Here is a 12,870-nt window from a genome sequence, read left to right on the forward strand (position 1 = left end):
GGTGATATTGTTTACTTGTATAATAGCTACTTTTGAAAGAGATTATGGATTTAAAATTTTTACCAATTCTAAGAGGCCTGAATTTTATTATTGGATTGGAATGTTTTATTATGGAATTATTTCTTGCTGGTTTGATTATCAATTAATTTCAACAAAGGCGAATTCGTATAAAAGAAAAGTTAAACAATATAAAATATTTTCAGTAATATTTTCAGTTTTGATATTTATTTCTACTATAGTAAAACTTTAAATTTTGGAGCAAAAATTAATGATGCGGCTGTTTTTGATTACGCTCACAGATGTTGCCGCCGGTATGTTTCCGACAGCAAAAAATGCCGTCTGAAAAACGTTCAGACGGCATTTTTTGCGCTTATTTGAAATCCTTTTCCACGCTCATGAAAATCTGCGTGTTTTTGCGTGTGTAAAAACTTTTCATATTGCTGTCGATTTTCAGATAGCGGAAATTGAGTTGCGGCGTAAATCCCTTCCAAGAGATTTTGTCGTGCCACAACGACAGGTTTGCCTGATATTCGTGGTCTTTACGCGGGAAGCGGTACACAATGGTCCCGGGTGCGTCAAACGTCCTGCGTGTATAGCGCAGGTTTGCCCGCAGACCCAAGCCGCCGTCGAACGTTTTGACCGCGCCGACACGCAAACCCTTGCGGACGGAAGCCTGTTCCGCCTCTTTCGTCATGTCGTGCGACCAGTCCGCACCGCCGTAAAGCAGCCAGTCTTTCGGAGCGGAATACATTAGCGTCGCACCCGCCAGCGGCATATGGCTGTCGTATCGGGCGGCTGTGCGGTCTTCCTGATAACGCTTCCACATATTGCCCGCGTTTAGTGTCAGCCGCCAGCGTTCGCTCAAGCGTTGGGAGAAATCGGCATTGAAGCCGCCGACGAAATTGTATCGGCTGCCGCCTAAGAGGTTTTGCTCGATAAACGGCACGATGCCGAACGAGCGCGTTACTGAACGGTTTTTATAGCCGAGCGACAGGCGCAGGCTCTGTTCGCTGAAATCTTTGTTATCCCAATAGTGCACGCCGCCGCCGCTGATGTCGCCGTAGAGGAAATGATGCCCGCCCGCATTGATTTCGCGCGACACGCCCAAGCCGTAGCGCAAACCGTGTGCCTTTTGCGGCAGGCTGTCGGCGGTTTTCGTCCAGCTTTTTCCTGCAAATTCAATCGTTTTTTCGGACGAAGCGTTGTTCACATTGTCCGTTTGCTCGTATTGCAGCGACACATTGGGCTTCCAGCCTTGAGCCTTGTCTATGGCGGCAAGATAGCGGTCGGCAAGCTGCCGCATCGGCGGCTGCAAATCGGGTTTCGCCCGCTCCAATTCCGCCTTCGCCTCGCGGTACTGTTTGTTTTCAAACAGCATTACGCCCAAATCGAAACGCGGATACGCCAAATCGGGCTGTTGCGCCAAAATGCCGCGATACAAAGCCACCGCCTCGTTATGGCGCAACTGGCTGCGGCGCAAACCGCCCAGCGCGTAATCGTGCAGAACCGGATTGAAATCCGGCAGGGCGCGATAGCTTTCCAGCAGCGTTTGCAGCGTGTCCCAATCGCGGGCGACGACGGCGCGGTTGATCTGTTCTTCCAAACCCGCAAGAGAGGCATTGCCGTCTGAAACGGCTTCGGCGGCTTCCCCGACTGCAAGGGTTTCAGACGGCACGGACGCACCCGTACCGAAAGCCGCCTCGTTGGAAAACTTCTTATGTGTCGCCACAGGCTTGATTTCGGTCTCTTCTGCCTTGCCGACAGACGCAATAACAGGCGCGGCAGCCCGCTTCGATGCGGCACGCTGCAACAGGCGGAAGGCATTGTCGATTTGTTCGTCAAAAGATGGGGCATAGGAAGCAAGCGGCAGAACCGGAATTTCCGTTTCGTCAGCCCTTTCAAGCCTTTCGACAGGCACTATCCTATCGTCGAATTTGCCGTCCACGAACACCTGCTTCGACACGGGTATGGGCAAAACGGGCGTTTCGGCAACAGCCGCCGCCGGCACGGACAAAAGAAGCAAAGCAAATTTTTTCATAAGTCAAACAGTTTCAGGGCAAGGGACCGGACGGGCAAACCGCGCAGTCAAATGGTCGAAATGCCGTCTGAAAGACCGTTTCCGGTTTCAGACGGCATTTGTATCAGGCGGGGTTAACGGGAGCCGGCAAAGCCGATGCTATTTGTACCTTCAGTAACCGTACCGACGATTTCTTCGGCATTGGCACCGAAGAAGCCGAGTTCGTAATCACCTTTATTAGAAGAACCTTTAATACCGTGGCCTTCAAGGTGGCTTCCATCAATTTCGTTATTATGATCGATATGGGTTATGCTACCCTTGTTCAAGACGACTTTTTCACCCAAACCGGTAATGTTGCCCTCACCCGTTCTTTCCTCGAAATCGACGGAGTAGTTCAACACGCCTTGATTTCTTCCGTCGAATGCAGCACCGGAATAAGTTGCTTTACCGGCTGCGGGCAAGGTTTTAGTCGGCGTACCTTTGATGGTCAGATAATCTTCATCACGGATAGCCTCAGTTTCATTCACTCCAGGCCCTTGAATCGAGTAGGAAGTCGGTTTAATGCCGGCAATCAGAGAATAATTCTGACGGTAGATATGGGACTCGCCGCTGCGGGTCAGTGTATAAATTTCACCCTTTGCACGTACCTGTGCAGATTCTGTATGATCAGCGCGGGTCAGCTCTTTCAAAGGTACTTTAGACAAATCAAGAGAGCCGCTATTGGCATTTTGACCCAGAGTGCTGACGCGGTAACTCAAAACAGTTGCATCATCCACACCGTATTCTGCAGCCAACTTACGCACATCTCCTTCAGCCTCACGTTTCAATCCACTGACGCTGACTGAAAAATCAGGTGTGTTGTTTGTCAGTGTAAACGGGGGAGGATTGTCGTTGGCAGCGGACGGTTGCGTTGCAGAGTTGCCGCCGTTGTTGGACGGCTGTGTCGCTGTGTTGCCGCCGTTGTTGGACGGCTGTGTCGCTGTGTTGCCGTTGTTGTTGGACGGCTGTGTCGCTGTGTTGCCGCTGTTGCCGGACGGTTGCGTTGCAGTTGCGCCGTTGCCGGATGGCTGAGTTGCAGAGTTGCCGCCTGCTGCTTGGGTGCTTGCGCCGTTGTAGTAATAATTGTGGTAAGTCCTAGTGGTCTTACAAGCCGCTAAGCTTAAGGCAATCATGCTCAATGCGAAAACTTTGTTCAAAGTCATCATAAATCCCCAAAATTTCAGAAATTAAGTAAATAAATTTATGGTTGTGTAAACCGCTTCCCATTATGCCCATATTCACTTTTGCTGGCAACTAAATTGTTAATGCTATCAATTATTCTGTTTAAAGGAGGCAACAGTCGGCTATTCATAATCCGCCATTATGCATACCGAACAAGATAAAACCGATTTCAGCGAACGTTTGAAAACAGCAATACGCCTCGCGGGTTTGGACGAGCTGTCCAATGCCAGCCTCGCCAACCGCTTCAACCTGCGCCATCCCAATCAGCCTGTCAGTACGCAGGCATTCCACCATTGGCTGGTCGGCAGGTCGATTCCGACTCCGGATAAAATCGAGACACTGGCAAAATGGCTGGATACCAGCGCGGAATGGCTGCGCCACGGCAGGCTCTCCGGCACGGAAGGTGCGGCTTCGCCGCAAGAAGCCCTGCTGTTGAAATATTTCCGCCTGCTGCCGCCCGAAAAGCGTGAGGCGCTGATGGTGCTGCTGCACCATCCGGACGACGGATAGTCGTTGAAAACGGGAAATGCCCGGGCGGTGTTGCCTGTGCCTGTTTGGACAAGCGTTCTTGAGAGCGGTAAAATCAAGATTTGCCTGAAAAGGGCAGGGCGATATGCCGTGCTTGGATTTTGTGCGCGGTTTTTCGCGTTGGAAGCAATTATGTCTGTTTGAATATTTAATGCCGTCTGAAACGTCCGGACGCGCCCCCGTTCCCTATGAAAAAACTGACCGATACCCTACCCGTCAATCTGCAACGCCGCCGCCTGTTGTGTGCCGCCGGCGCGTTGTTGCTCAGCCCGCTGGCACAAGCCGGCGCGCAACGTGAAGAAACGCTTGCCGACGATGTGGCTTCCGTAATGAGGAGCTCTGTCGGCAGCGTTAATCCGCCGAGGCTGGTGTTTGACAATCCGAAAGAGGGCGAACGTTGGTTGTCCGCGATGTCTGCGCGATTGGCAAGGTTTGTCCCCGATGAGGAGGAGCGGCGCAGGCTGCTGGTCAATATTCAGTACGAAAGCAGCCGGGCCGGTTTGGATACGCAGATTGTGTTGGGGCTGATTGAGGTGGAAAGCGCGTTCCGCCAGTATGCAATCAGCGGTGTCGGTGCGCGCGGCCTGATGCAGGTTATGCCGTTTTGGAAAAACTACATCGGCAAACCGGCGCACAACCTGTTCGACATCCGCACCAACCTGCGTTACGGCTGCACCATCCTGCGCCATTACCGCAACCTTGAAAAAGGCGACATCGTCCGCGCACTTGCCCGTTTTAACGGCAGCCTCGGCAGCAATAAATATCCGAACGCCGTTTTGGGCGCGTGGCGCAACCGTTGGCAGTGGTAGGCGCATTGTGCCGCAACCGAAATACGGCGAATCCTGTATAATCCGAAAATCTGTTCACTGGAAGTTCAGACGGCATTGCAACTGTTGATGCCGTCTGAAAAAATATGATGGCAAGAGACAACCGCATCCAAATGTTTCCGCACGAATGGCGCGCCAGTACGACGCTTTCCGGCGTGTACGCGCTGCGTATGCTAGGTATGTTCCTCGTGCTGCCCGTATTGTCGGTGTATGCCGCTTCGCTGCCCGGCGCGGAAGGCAACAAAACGCTGGTCGGGCTGGCAATGGGCATTTACGGGCTGACGCAGGCTCTGCTGCAACTGCCTTTGGGTATCGCTTCCGACAAGTTCGGGCGCAAGAAAACCATTTATGCGGGGCTGATTGTGTTTGCAGCGGGCAGCTTTCTTGCCGCCGCCGCCGATACGCTGCCCATGCTGGTCGCCGCACGCGCCATACAGGGTGCGGGAGCGGTCAGTGCGGCGGTTACCGCGCTGCTGGCGGATTTGACGCGCGACGGCGTGCGTACCCGCGCGATGGCGATGATCGGTTTGAGTATCGGTCTGACGTTTTCGGTCAGCCTCGTCGTTGCCCCTGTGATTGCCGACGCGGTGGGCGTACGCGGACTGTTTATGCTGACCGGTATTTTGACCGTTGCCAGTATCGGCGTGGTGGCGTTTATGACTCCCGACCCGGAGGTTTCTAAGCTGCACGAAGATACGCAGGCACAGCCTTCGCGCATAGGCGAGGTTTTGAAAAACCGTAGGCTGCTGACGCTCGATTTCGGCATTTTCGCCCTGCACGCCGCGCAAATGGCATTGTTTACCGCGCTGCCTTTCGCGATGACCCAGCTTGGTTTGGAAAAAATCCAGCATTGGAAAGTCTATCTGCCCTCGACCATTACGGGCTTGGTGGTGATGGTTCCGCTGATTATCGTCGGCGAGACGCGCAACAAGCTCAAACAGGTTTTTGTTTTGGGTATCGTCTGTATTGCGGCGGCGCAGCTCGGTTTGCTGTCCGGTATGCGCTCGGTAGGCTTGATTACCGCTTATTTGGTTGTTTATTTTATCGGTTTCAATGTGTTGGAGGCCAGTTTGCCGTCTATGGTTTCCAAAATCGCGCCGTCCGACCTGAAGGGTACGGCGATGGGCGTGTACAACACGATGCAGTCGCTCGGACTGTTTGCCGGCGGTGCGGCAGGCGGCTTGTTGTTCCAAAAATACGGCTTTTCCGGCGTGTTTGCCTTTTGCAGCATATTGATGCTGCTGTGGCTGGTAATTGCTGTTTTATCGCCTGCGCCCAAGCCCGTCAAAAACCTCAGTTACCCTGTCGGCGGCGTGTGGCAGGGCAATCAGGAAGGGTTATACCGTGCCTTGTCGGAGCTTGAGGGTGTGGAAGACATCGGTTTCAGTTTCGACGGGCAGACCGTCTATCTCAAAGTGTTGCAGAAGGGTTTCGATCAGGCTGCCGCTGAAAAAATCATCACAGGAGTTTAAAAAATGTCATTGAACAAAGTCATCCTTATCGGCCGTCTCGGACGCGATCCCGAAGTACGCTATATGCCCAACGGCGAAGCCGTCTGCAATTTCAGCGTCGCCACCAGCGAAACTTGGAACGACCGCAACGGTCAGCGCGTGGAGCGCACCGAGTGGCACAACATCACGATGTACCGCAAACTGGCGGAAATTGCCGGCCAATACCTCAAAAAAGGCGGGCTGGTTTATTTGGAAGGCAGAATCCAAAGCCGCAAATACCAAGGTAAAGACGGCATCGAACGCACCGCTTACGATATTATCGCCAACGAAATGAAAATGTTGGGCGGGCGCAATGAAAACAGCGGCGGCGCGCCTTACGAGGAAGGTTACGGTCAGAGTCAGGAGGCTTACCAACGCCCCGCGCAGCAAAGCCGGCAGCCCGCTCCCGACGCGCCGTCCCATCCCCAAGAAGCACCGGCCGCGCCTCGCCGCCAACCCGTGCCTGCCGCCGCCCCGGTCGAGGATATTGACGACGACATCCCGTTCTGAATTTTACGGTCGGACATCCTCGCGGAGGGAAATCATAAAGGACGGAGAAACCTTAAACCTTACGGGTCAGGGTTTCTCTTTTTTGCATTTGGGCCGGCTTGTTGCCGCCCCTTGCGTTGGGCGGAACATTGCGATTGCACCGTTCGGGCGTTTTGAGGCAGTGATGCCTGCCGAACGTCCCCTCTGTTTTCAGACGGCATTTTAAAATTCAGGCGGTGTTTTCAAATAGCGCGAAGCAATAGTCGAGCTTCAGCCGGTGTGTTTGAAACCAAAGGTTTGGAATCAAACGTCAAACGCTTGAACCATTATTGCCCGATGCGGCAAACCGGCATCGTCCGGCAATACGGTTGTTTAAAAATAGGAAAATCAGGATGGAAAACCAAAGGCCGCTCCTAGGCTTCTCGCTGGCACTTTTGGCGGCGATGACGTGGGGGACGCTGCCGATTGCCGTGCGGCAGGTATTGAAATTTGTCGATGCGCCGACGCTGGTGTGGGTGCGTTTTACCGTGGCGGCGGCGGTATTGTTTGTTTTGCTGGCATTGGGCGGGCGGCTGCCGAAGCGGCGGTATTTTTCTTGGCGGTCATTCAGGCTGCTGTTGCTCGGTGTGGTGGGCATTTCGGCAAACTTTGTGCTGATTGCCCAAGGGCTGCATTATATTTCGCCGACCACGACGCAGGTTTTGTGGCAGATTTCGCCGTTTACGATGATTGTTGTCGGCGTGTTGGTGTTTAAAGACCGGATGACTGCCGCTCAGAAAATCGGCTTGGTTTTGCTGCTTGCCGGTTTGCTTATGTTTTTTAACGATAAATTCGGCGAGTTGTCGGGTTTGGGCGCGTATGCGCAAGGCGTGTTGCTGTGTGCGGCAGGCAGTATGGCCTGGGTGTGTTATGCCGTGGCGCAAAAGCTGCTGTCGGCGCAATTCGGTCCGCAACAGATTCTGCTGTTGATTTATGCGGCAAGTGCCGCCGTGTTCCTGCCGTTTGCCGAACCGGCACACATCGGAAGTTTGGACGGTACGTTGGCGTGGGTTTGTTTTGTGTATTGCTGCTTGAATACTTTAATCGGTTACGGCTCGTTCGGCGAGGCGTTGAAACATTGGGAGGCTTCCAAAGTCAGCGTGGTAACAACCTTGCTCCCCGTGTTTACCGTAATATTTTCTTTGCTCGGGCATTATGTGATGCCTGATACTTTTGCCGCGCCGGATATGAACGGTTTGGGTTATGCCGGCGCACTGATCGTGGTCGGGGGTGCGGTTACGGCGGCGGTGGGGGACAGGCTGTTCAAACGCCGCTAGTTTGCAGGCAACGGGAAATGCCGTCTGAAAGAGGTTTCAGACGGCATTTTATTTGAGGGAAAGATTAGCGCGGATGAACCATATCGGCAGGAACGACCAACTCATCAAACTCTTCGCCCGTCAACAAGCCCAACTCAACGGCGGTTTCGCGCAGCGATTTGTCGTTTTTGTAGGCGGTTTTGGCGACTTTGGCGGCGTTTTCGTAGCCGATTTTACGGTTTAACGCAGTAACCAGCATCAGGGAATGGTGCAGGAAATAGTCGATTTTTTCCGGTACCGGTTCGATACCAGCGGCGCAGTGTTCGTTGAAGCTGTTGCACGCGTCGCCCAACAGGCGGATGGATTGCAAGAGGTTGTAGGCGATAACGGGCATATAGACGTTCAGCTCGAAATTGCCCGACGCGCCTGCCATGCCGATGGTAACGTCGTTGCCGAACACTTGGCAGCACACCATGGTCATCGCTTCGCATTGGGTCGGGTTGACTTTGCCCGGCATGATGGACGAACCCGGCTCGTTTTCGGGGATTTTGATTTCGCCCAAACCGCAACGCGGGCCGCTTGCCAGCCAGCGGATGTCGTTGGCGATTTTGTTCAGGCTTGCCGCCAGCGTTTTCAATGCGCCCGAAGCGGCAACGGCGGCATCGCGTCCGCCCAAGGCTTCAAATTTGTTCGGCGCGCTGACAAACGGCAGGCCGGACAATTCGGCGAGTTTGGCTGCTGCTTTTTTGGCGTATTCGGGATGGCTATTTAAGCCCGTGCCGACCGCCGTGCCGCCCAAAGCGAGTTCGTACAAACCTTTGAGCGCGTCGTTCAGACGGCCTAAACCGTGATCAAGCTGGGAAACGTAGCCAGAAAATTCTTGACCCAAAGTCAGCGGCGTTGCGTCCTGCAAATGGGTACGGCCGATTTTGACGATGGGGGCGAATTCTTTGGCTTTTTTGTCCAAGGTGTCGCGCAGGGCTTTTACCGCCGGAATAAGGTGGCGGTTGATTTCAATCGCGGCGGCGACGTGGATGGCGGTCGGGAACGCGTCGTTGGTCGATTGCGCGTGGTTCACATGGTCGTTGGGATGGACGGGCTGATACGCTGCCAAACCCGTACCGGCGATTTCGTTGGCGCGGTTTGCCAGCACTTCGTTCATGTTCATATTGGACTGCGTACCGGAGCCGGTCTGCCAAACCACTAAGGGGAATTGCCCGTCGAGCTTGCCGTTCAACACATCATCTGCCGCCTGCGTAATCAAATCCGCCTGTTCGGGCTTAATCCTGCCGAGGGAAACATTGGTCGCGGCTGCGGCTTTTTTCACCAGTGCCAAAGCATAAATCAACGGCTGCGGCAGGGTTTCGCCGCCGATTTTGAAATTGTTGCGGCTACGCTGGGTCTGCGCGCCCCAATAGGATTCGGACGGGACTTCGACATTGCCCATGGTGTCGTGTTCGGTACGGGTGTTCATGCGTTTCTCCTTTTTAAATGTGAATAAGAGTGATTCGCAAATATTATAATAGAGATTGATGTGATGAGAAAGCATCATGGCAGCGAGAATATAAAAATGCCGTCTGAAGCCCTAATTGGTTTCAGACGGCATTTGTTTAGGTGTGGGGTTACAGCACTGATTTCACAGTATCGACCACATTGTCCACGGTAAAGCCGAATTCTTTGAACAGCAGATCGGCAGGGGCGGATTCGCCGAAGCGGTTGATGCCGACGACTGCGCCGTTCAGGCCGACGTATTTGTACCAGCCGTCGGCGTGTCCGGCTTCTACGGCAACGCGCGGCAGACCTTCGGGCAGGACGGCAGCTTGATAGGTGGCGTCTTGGCGGTCGAAGACGTTGGTGGACGGCATGGAAACGACGCGTACGGCGATGTTTTGCGCGGCGAGGGCTTTTTGCGCCTCTAAAGCCAGCTCGACTTCTGAGCCGGTGGCAATGATGACGGCTTGGGCGTTGCCTTGGGCTTCGCTGATGACGTAGCCGCCGCGTTTGATGTCGTTCAGTTGTTGTTCGTTGCGCGCTTGGAATTTCAGGTTTTGACGGCTGAAAATCAGGCAGGACGGGTGGTCTTCGGCTTTTGCCGCTTCTGCCCATGCCACCAAGGATTCGGCGGTATCGCACGGACGCCATACGTCCATGTTCGGAATCAGGCGCAGGGTGGCGGTTTGCTCGATGGGTTGGTGGGTCGGGCCGTCTTCGCCGAGTCCGATGGAATCGTGGGTGAACACGAACACGGGGTTGATTTTCATCAGTGCCGCCATGCGCAAGGCGTTGCGTTCGTATTCGCTGAACATCAGGAAGGTCGCGCCAAAGGGTTTCACGCCGCCGTGCAGGGTAAGGCCGTTCATGATGGCGCCCATGCCGAACTCGCGCACGCCGTAGTGGATGTAGTTGCCGCCTTTGTCGCGGGTAACGGAGACGCTGTTTGACCAGTCGGTCAGGTTGGACGGGGTCAGGTCGGCAGAACCGCCTACCAATTCAGGCAACTCTTTTGCCAAGATTTCGATGCTGTTTTGGCTGGCTTTGCGGGTGGCGATGGTTTCGGCTTTTGCGCACACTTCTTTCAATGCGGCTTGAACGTATTCATCGAAATTATCCGGCAGTTTTTTATCCATGCGGCGCACGAATTCTGCGGCTTCGGCAGGATATTTGGCTTGGTATTGCGCGAACAGTTCGTTCCATTCGGCTTCCAATTTCGCACCTTGCTCTTTCGCGCTCCATGCGTCGTAAATTTCTTGCGGGATTTCAAAGGCGGGGTAAGCCCAGCCCAGATGTTTGCGCGTGGCTTCGATTTCGTCCGTGCCCAAAGGTGCGCCGTGGGTTTTGTGGCTGCCTTCTTTGTTGGCACTGCCTTTGCCGATTAAGGTTTTGCAGCAGATGATGGACGGTTTGCCGGTTTCGGCGCGGGCGGCTTCGATGGCCGTCTGAATGGCGGCGGTGTCATGACCATTTACGTTGGGAACGACGTGCCAGCCGTAGCTTTCAAAGCGTTGCGGGATGTTTTCGGTAAACCAGCCGTCCACTTTGCCGTCGATGGAAATATTGTTGTCATCATACAAAACAATCAGTTTGCCCAAGCCTAAAGTGCCGGCGAGCGAACAGGCTTCGTGCGATACGCCTTCCATCAGGCAGCCGTCGCCCATGAAGACGTAGGTGTAGTGATCGACGATGTTCAAACCGTCTTTATTAAACTCGGCGGCAAGGATTTTTTCCGCCAATGCCATACCCACCGCGTTGGCAATCCCTTGCCCTAACGGGCCGGTCGTGGTTTCCACGCCGTCGGTGTAGCCGTATTCGGGGTGGCCGGGGGTTTTGCTGTGCAGCTGGCGGAAGTTTTTCAGGTCTTCAATGCTCAGGTTGTAGCCGGTCAGGTGCAGCAGGCTGTACAACAGCATGGACGCGTGGCCGTTGGAGAGGATGAAGCGGTCGCGGTTGTAGAATTTGGGGTTGGCGGGATTGTGATGCAGGAATTTCGTCCACAATACTTCTGCCATTTCCGCCATGCCCATAGGCGCGCCGGGGTGGCCGGAATTGGCTTTTTGAACGGCATCGGCCGAGAGGAAGCGGATTGCGTTTGCCAGTTGAGACATTTTGTATTTTCCTTGCTGGTGTTTTGGATAAGTGGATGGTCAGACGGCGTTGATTATCGCCCGATTCGTATATGCTTTCAAGAAAAGGAGGAGCGGGCGGTACGGCTGTGCCGGAAGGATATATGCTCCGGGTATCGGGATATCGGTTTCAGCTTGGATGTGAAAGGTGTTTCTATACTTTTGAAAACAAAGTGTTACAAATTATTTATTAAATAAATAGTGTTTGTTTATGATGGGGTATCGACGTTTTTTGCAGTCATTTGCCTATTTATTTCTTACCCGTTGTTTTTTAATTATATTCAAATAAGGAAGTTTTCAGCATATATGGCTTTGTCCGTGAAGGGGAGGTGCATTTGGGGCGGTATTGTTCGGATATTTATCTTTTTGCGTATCAATAAGTGCATAAAGTTGTACAATAGCAAGAGTGTATTTTGAGAAAAATATATTTTCTGAAAATATCAAAACGTAAAGACATCAAAAAAAGCAAAATGCCGTCTGAAAAGAAAACAGTAGCCACGACGGACAAACCATTAATCAAAAATCAAGGAACGTAGCATGACCACGGAAAATCAAGCCGGTAATCCGGAACCCGAGCACAGCCCGTCCGAAAAAACAAAAGCCGCACCGAAAGTGAAAAAAACGTTTGATCCGCGAGCAAGCGTGATTCAAATCCATCCCGAAGGCGAACGCATCCATCCCAAAAAAGCGGAAGGGCGGTTTGCCAAACTGCGTATCGCCGCCGTATTGGCGACGCAGTTTGTGTTTTATGTGATTCCGTGGTTCAACTGGAGCGGCAGGCAGGCTGTCGTTTTCAATATCCCCGAACGGCATTTCTTCATTTTCGGATTGTCGTTGGGGATGGGCGATTTGATTTACCTTGCCCTGCTGCTGATGATTTGCGCCTTCGGGCTGTTTTGGTGGACGACGATTGCAGGGCGACTGTGGTGCGGCTATTCCTGCCCGCAAACGGTTTACACCGAAATTATGCTGTGGATTGACAACCTGGTCGAAGGCGATAGAAACAAACGGCTGAAACTGGAAAAATCGCCGTGGAATTTCACCAAAATCCGCATCAAAGCCACCAAATACCTGCTGATTTTCCTTGTCTGCGCGTGGACGGGCATCACGTTTGCAGGCTGGTTTGTCCCCATCCGCCAGTTCGTTCCCGATTTATTCACCGGAGTAGCAGGCGGCGGCGCGATGTTTGCCGCAGCGTTTTACGGCTTTATGACCTTCTTCTTCGCCCACATCATGCGCGAAAAAGTATGCCTGCATATGTGCCCGTACGCACGTTTCCAAAGCGCGATGTTCGACAAGGACACGCTGATTGTTTCTTATGACGCGGAACGCGGCGAACCGCGCGGAGCCCGCAAGAAAACGGTTAACAAGGAAGAGGCGGGG

General features: G+C 53.3%; 10 protein-coding genes. 6 read left to right on the top strand and 4 right to left on the bottom strand.

Annotated features, from left to right (window positions below; genetic code table 11):
- Positions 1-370: 370 nt before the first annotated feature.
- Positions 371-2,038, bottom strand: coding sequence for a porin family protein (locus KEM39_RS03315; protein WP_118997244.1), 1,668 nt, complete (start codon positions 2,036-2,038; stop codon positions 371-373).
- A 113-nt stretch (positions 2,039-2,151) separates the two neighbouring features.
- Positions 2,152-3,189 (bottom strand): factor H binding protein domain-containing protein, encoded by a 1,038-nt coding sequence (locus tag KEM39_RS03320; RefSeq protein WP_249182584.1) that lies wholly within the window; start codon positions 3,187-3,189, stop codon positions 2,152-2,154.
- A 190-nt stretch (positions 3,190-3,379) separates the two neighbouring features.
- Between KEM39_RS03320 and KEM39_RS03325 the strand changes: the two genes are divergently transcribed.
- The 5 genes from KEM39_RS03325 to KEM39_RS03345 all read left to right on the top strand — a co-directional run bounded on the left by KEM39_RS03325 (position 3,380) and on the right by KEM39_RS03345 (position 7,888).
- Positions 3,380-3,748, top strand: coding sequence for a transcriptional regulator (locus KEM39_RS03325; RefSeq protein WP_118997243.1), 369 nt, complete (start codon positions 3,380-3,382; stop codon positions 3,746-3,748).
- A 206-nt stretch (positions 3,749-3,954) separates the two neighbouring features.
- Complete coding sequence (locus tag KEM39_RS03330; RefSeq protein WP_118997242.1) at positions 3,955-4,575, top strand: lytic transglycosylase domain-containing protein; 621 nt, start codon at positions 3,955-3,957, stop codon at positions 4,573-4,575.
- A 107-nt stretch (positions 4,576-4,682) separates the two neighbouring features.
- On the top strand, positions 4,683-6,065 hold the full coding sequence (locus tag KEM39_RS03335) for an MFS transporter (RefSeq protein ID WP_118997317.1): 1,383 nt from the start codon (positions 4,683-4,685) through the stop codon (positions 6,063-6,065).
- 3 nt (positions 6,066-6,068) lie between these two features.
- Complete coding sequence (gene ssb, locus KEM39_RS03340) at positions 6,069-6,593, top strand: single-stranded DNA-binding protein (RefSeq protein WP_118997241.1); 525 nt, start codon at positions 6,069-6,071, stop codon at positions 6,591-6,593.
- A gap of 371 nt (positions 6,594-6,964) precedes the next feature.
- Positions 6,965-7,888 carry a DMT family transporter gene (locus KEM39_RS03345; RefSeq protein WP_118997240.1) on the top strand — a complete coding sequence of 308 codons (924 nt, stop codon included), beginning with the start codon at positions 6,965-6,967 and terminating at the stop codon, positions 7,886-7,888.
- A 64-nt stretch (positions 7,889-7,952) separates the two neighbouring features.
- Here KEM39_RS03345 and fumC read toward each other — a convergent pair whose 3' ends face one another.
- Positions 7,953-9,341 carry a class II fumarate hydratase gene (gene fumC, locus KEM39_RS03350; RefSeq protein WP_118997239.1) on the bottom strand — a complete coding sequence of 463 codons (1,389 nt, stop codon included), beginning with the start codon at positions 9,339-9,341 and terminating at the stop codon, positions 7,953-7,955.
- 148 nt (positions 9,342-9,489) lie between these two features.
- On the bottom strand, positions 9,490-11,469 hold the full coding sequence (gene tkt / locus KEM39_RS03355; RefSeq protein ID WP_211709582.1) for a transketolase: 1,980 nt from the start codon (positions 11,467-11,469) through the stop codon (positions 9,490-9,492).
- A gap of 555 nt (positions 11,470-12,024) precedes the next feature.
- Between tkt and KEM39_RS03360 the strand changes: the two genes are divergently transcribed.
- Positions 12,025-12,870 (top strand): 4Fe-4S dicluster domain-containing protein (locus tag KEM39_RS03360; RefSeq protein ID WP_211709583.1); only part of this gene is annotated, 846 nt, incomplete at its 3' end.

Origin of the sequence: Neisseria sp. Marseille-Q1983, from assembly GCF_018224585.1 — a bacterium.
GTDB classification, from domain to species: Bacteria; Pseudomonadota; Gammaproteobacteria; order Burkholderiales; family Neisseriaceae; genus Neisseria; species Neisseria polysaccharea.

Bases quoted from the DNA above. Each gene is read 5' to 3' on its own strand.
- KEM39_RS03335 (WP_118997317.1), top strand. From the start codon at position 4,683: ATGGCAAGAGACAACCGCATCCAAATGTTTCCGCACGAATGGCGCGCC.
- ssb (WP_118997241.1), top strand. From the start codon at position 6,069: ATGTCATTGAACAAAGTCATCCTTATCGGCCGTCTCGGACGCGATCCC.
- KEM39_RS03315 (WP_118997244.1), bottom strand. From the start codon at position 2,038: ATGAAAAAATTTGCTTTGCTTCTTTTGTCCGTGCCGGCGGCGGCTGTT.
- KEM39_RS03330 (WP_118997242.1), top strand. From the start codon at position 3,955: ATGAAAAAACTGACCGATACCCTACCCGTCAATCTGCAACGCCGCCGC.
- KEM39_RS03325 (WP_118997243.1), top strand. From the start codon at position 3,380: ATGCATACCGAACAAGATAAAACCGATTTCAGCGAACGTTTGAAAACA.
- fumC (WP_118997239.1), bottom strand. From the start codon at position 9,341: ATGAACACCCGTACCGAACACGACACCATGGGCAATGTCGAAGTCCCG.
- KEM39_RS03320 (WP_249182584.1), bottom strand. From the start codon at position 3,189: ATGATTGCCTTAAGCTTAGCGGCTTGTAAGACCACTAGGACTTACCAC.
- tkt (WP_211709582.1), bottom strand. From the start codon at position 11,469: ATGTCTCAACTGGCAAACGCAATCCGCTTCCTCTCGGCCGATGCCGTT.
- KEM39_RS03345 (WP_118997240.1), top strand. From the start codon at position 6,965: ATGGAAAACCAAAGGCCGCTCCTAGGCTTCTCGCTGGCACTTTTGGCG.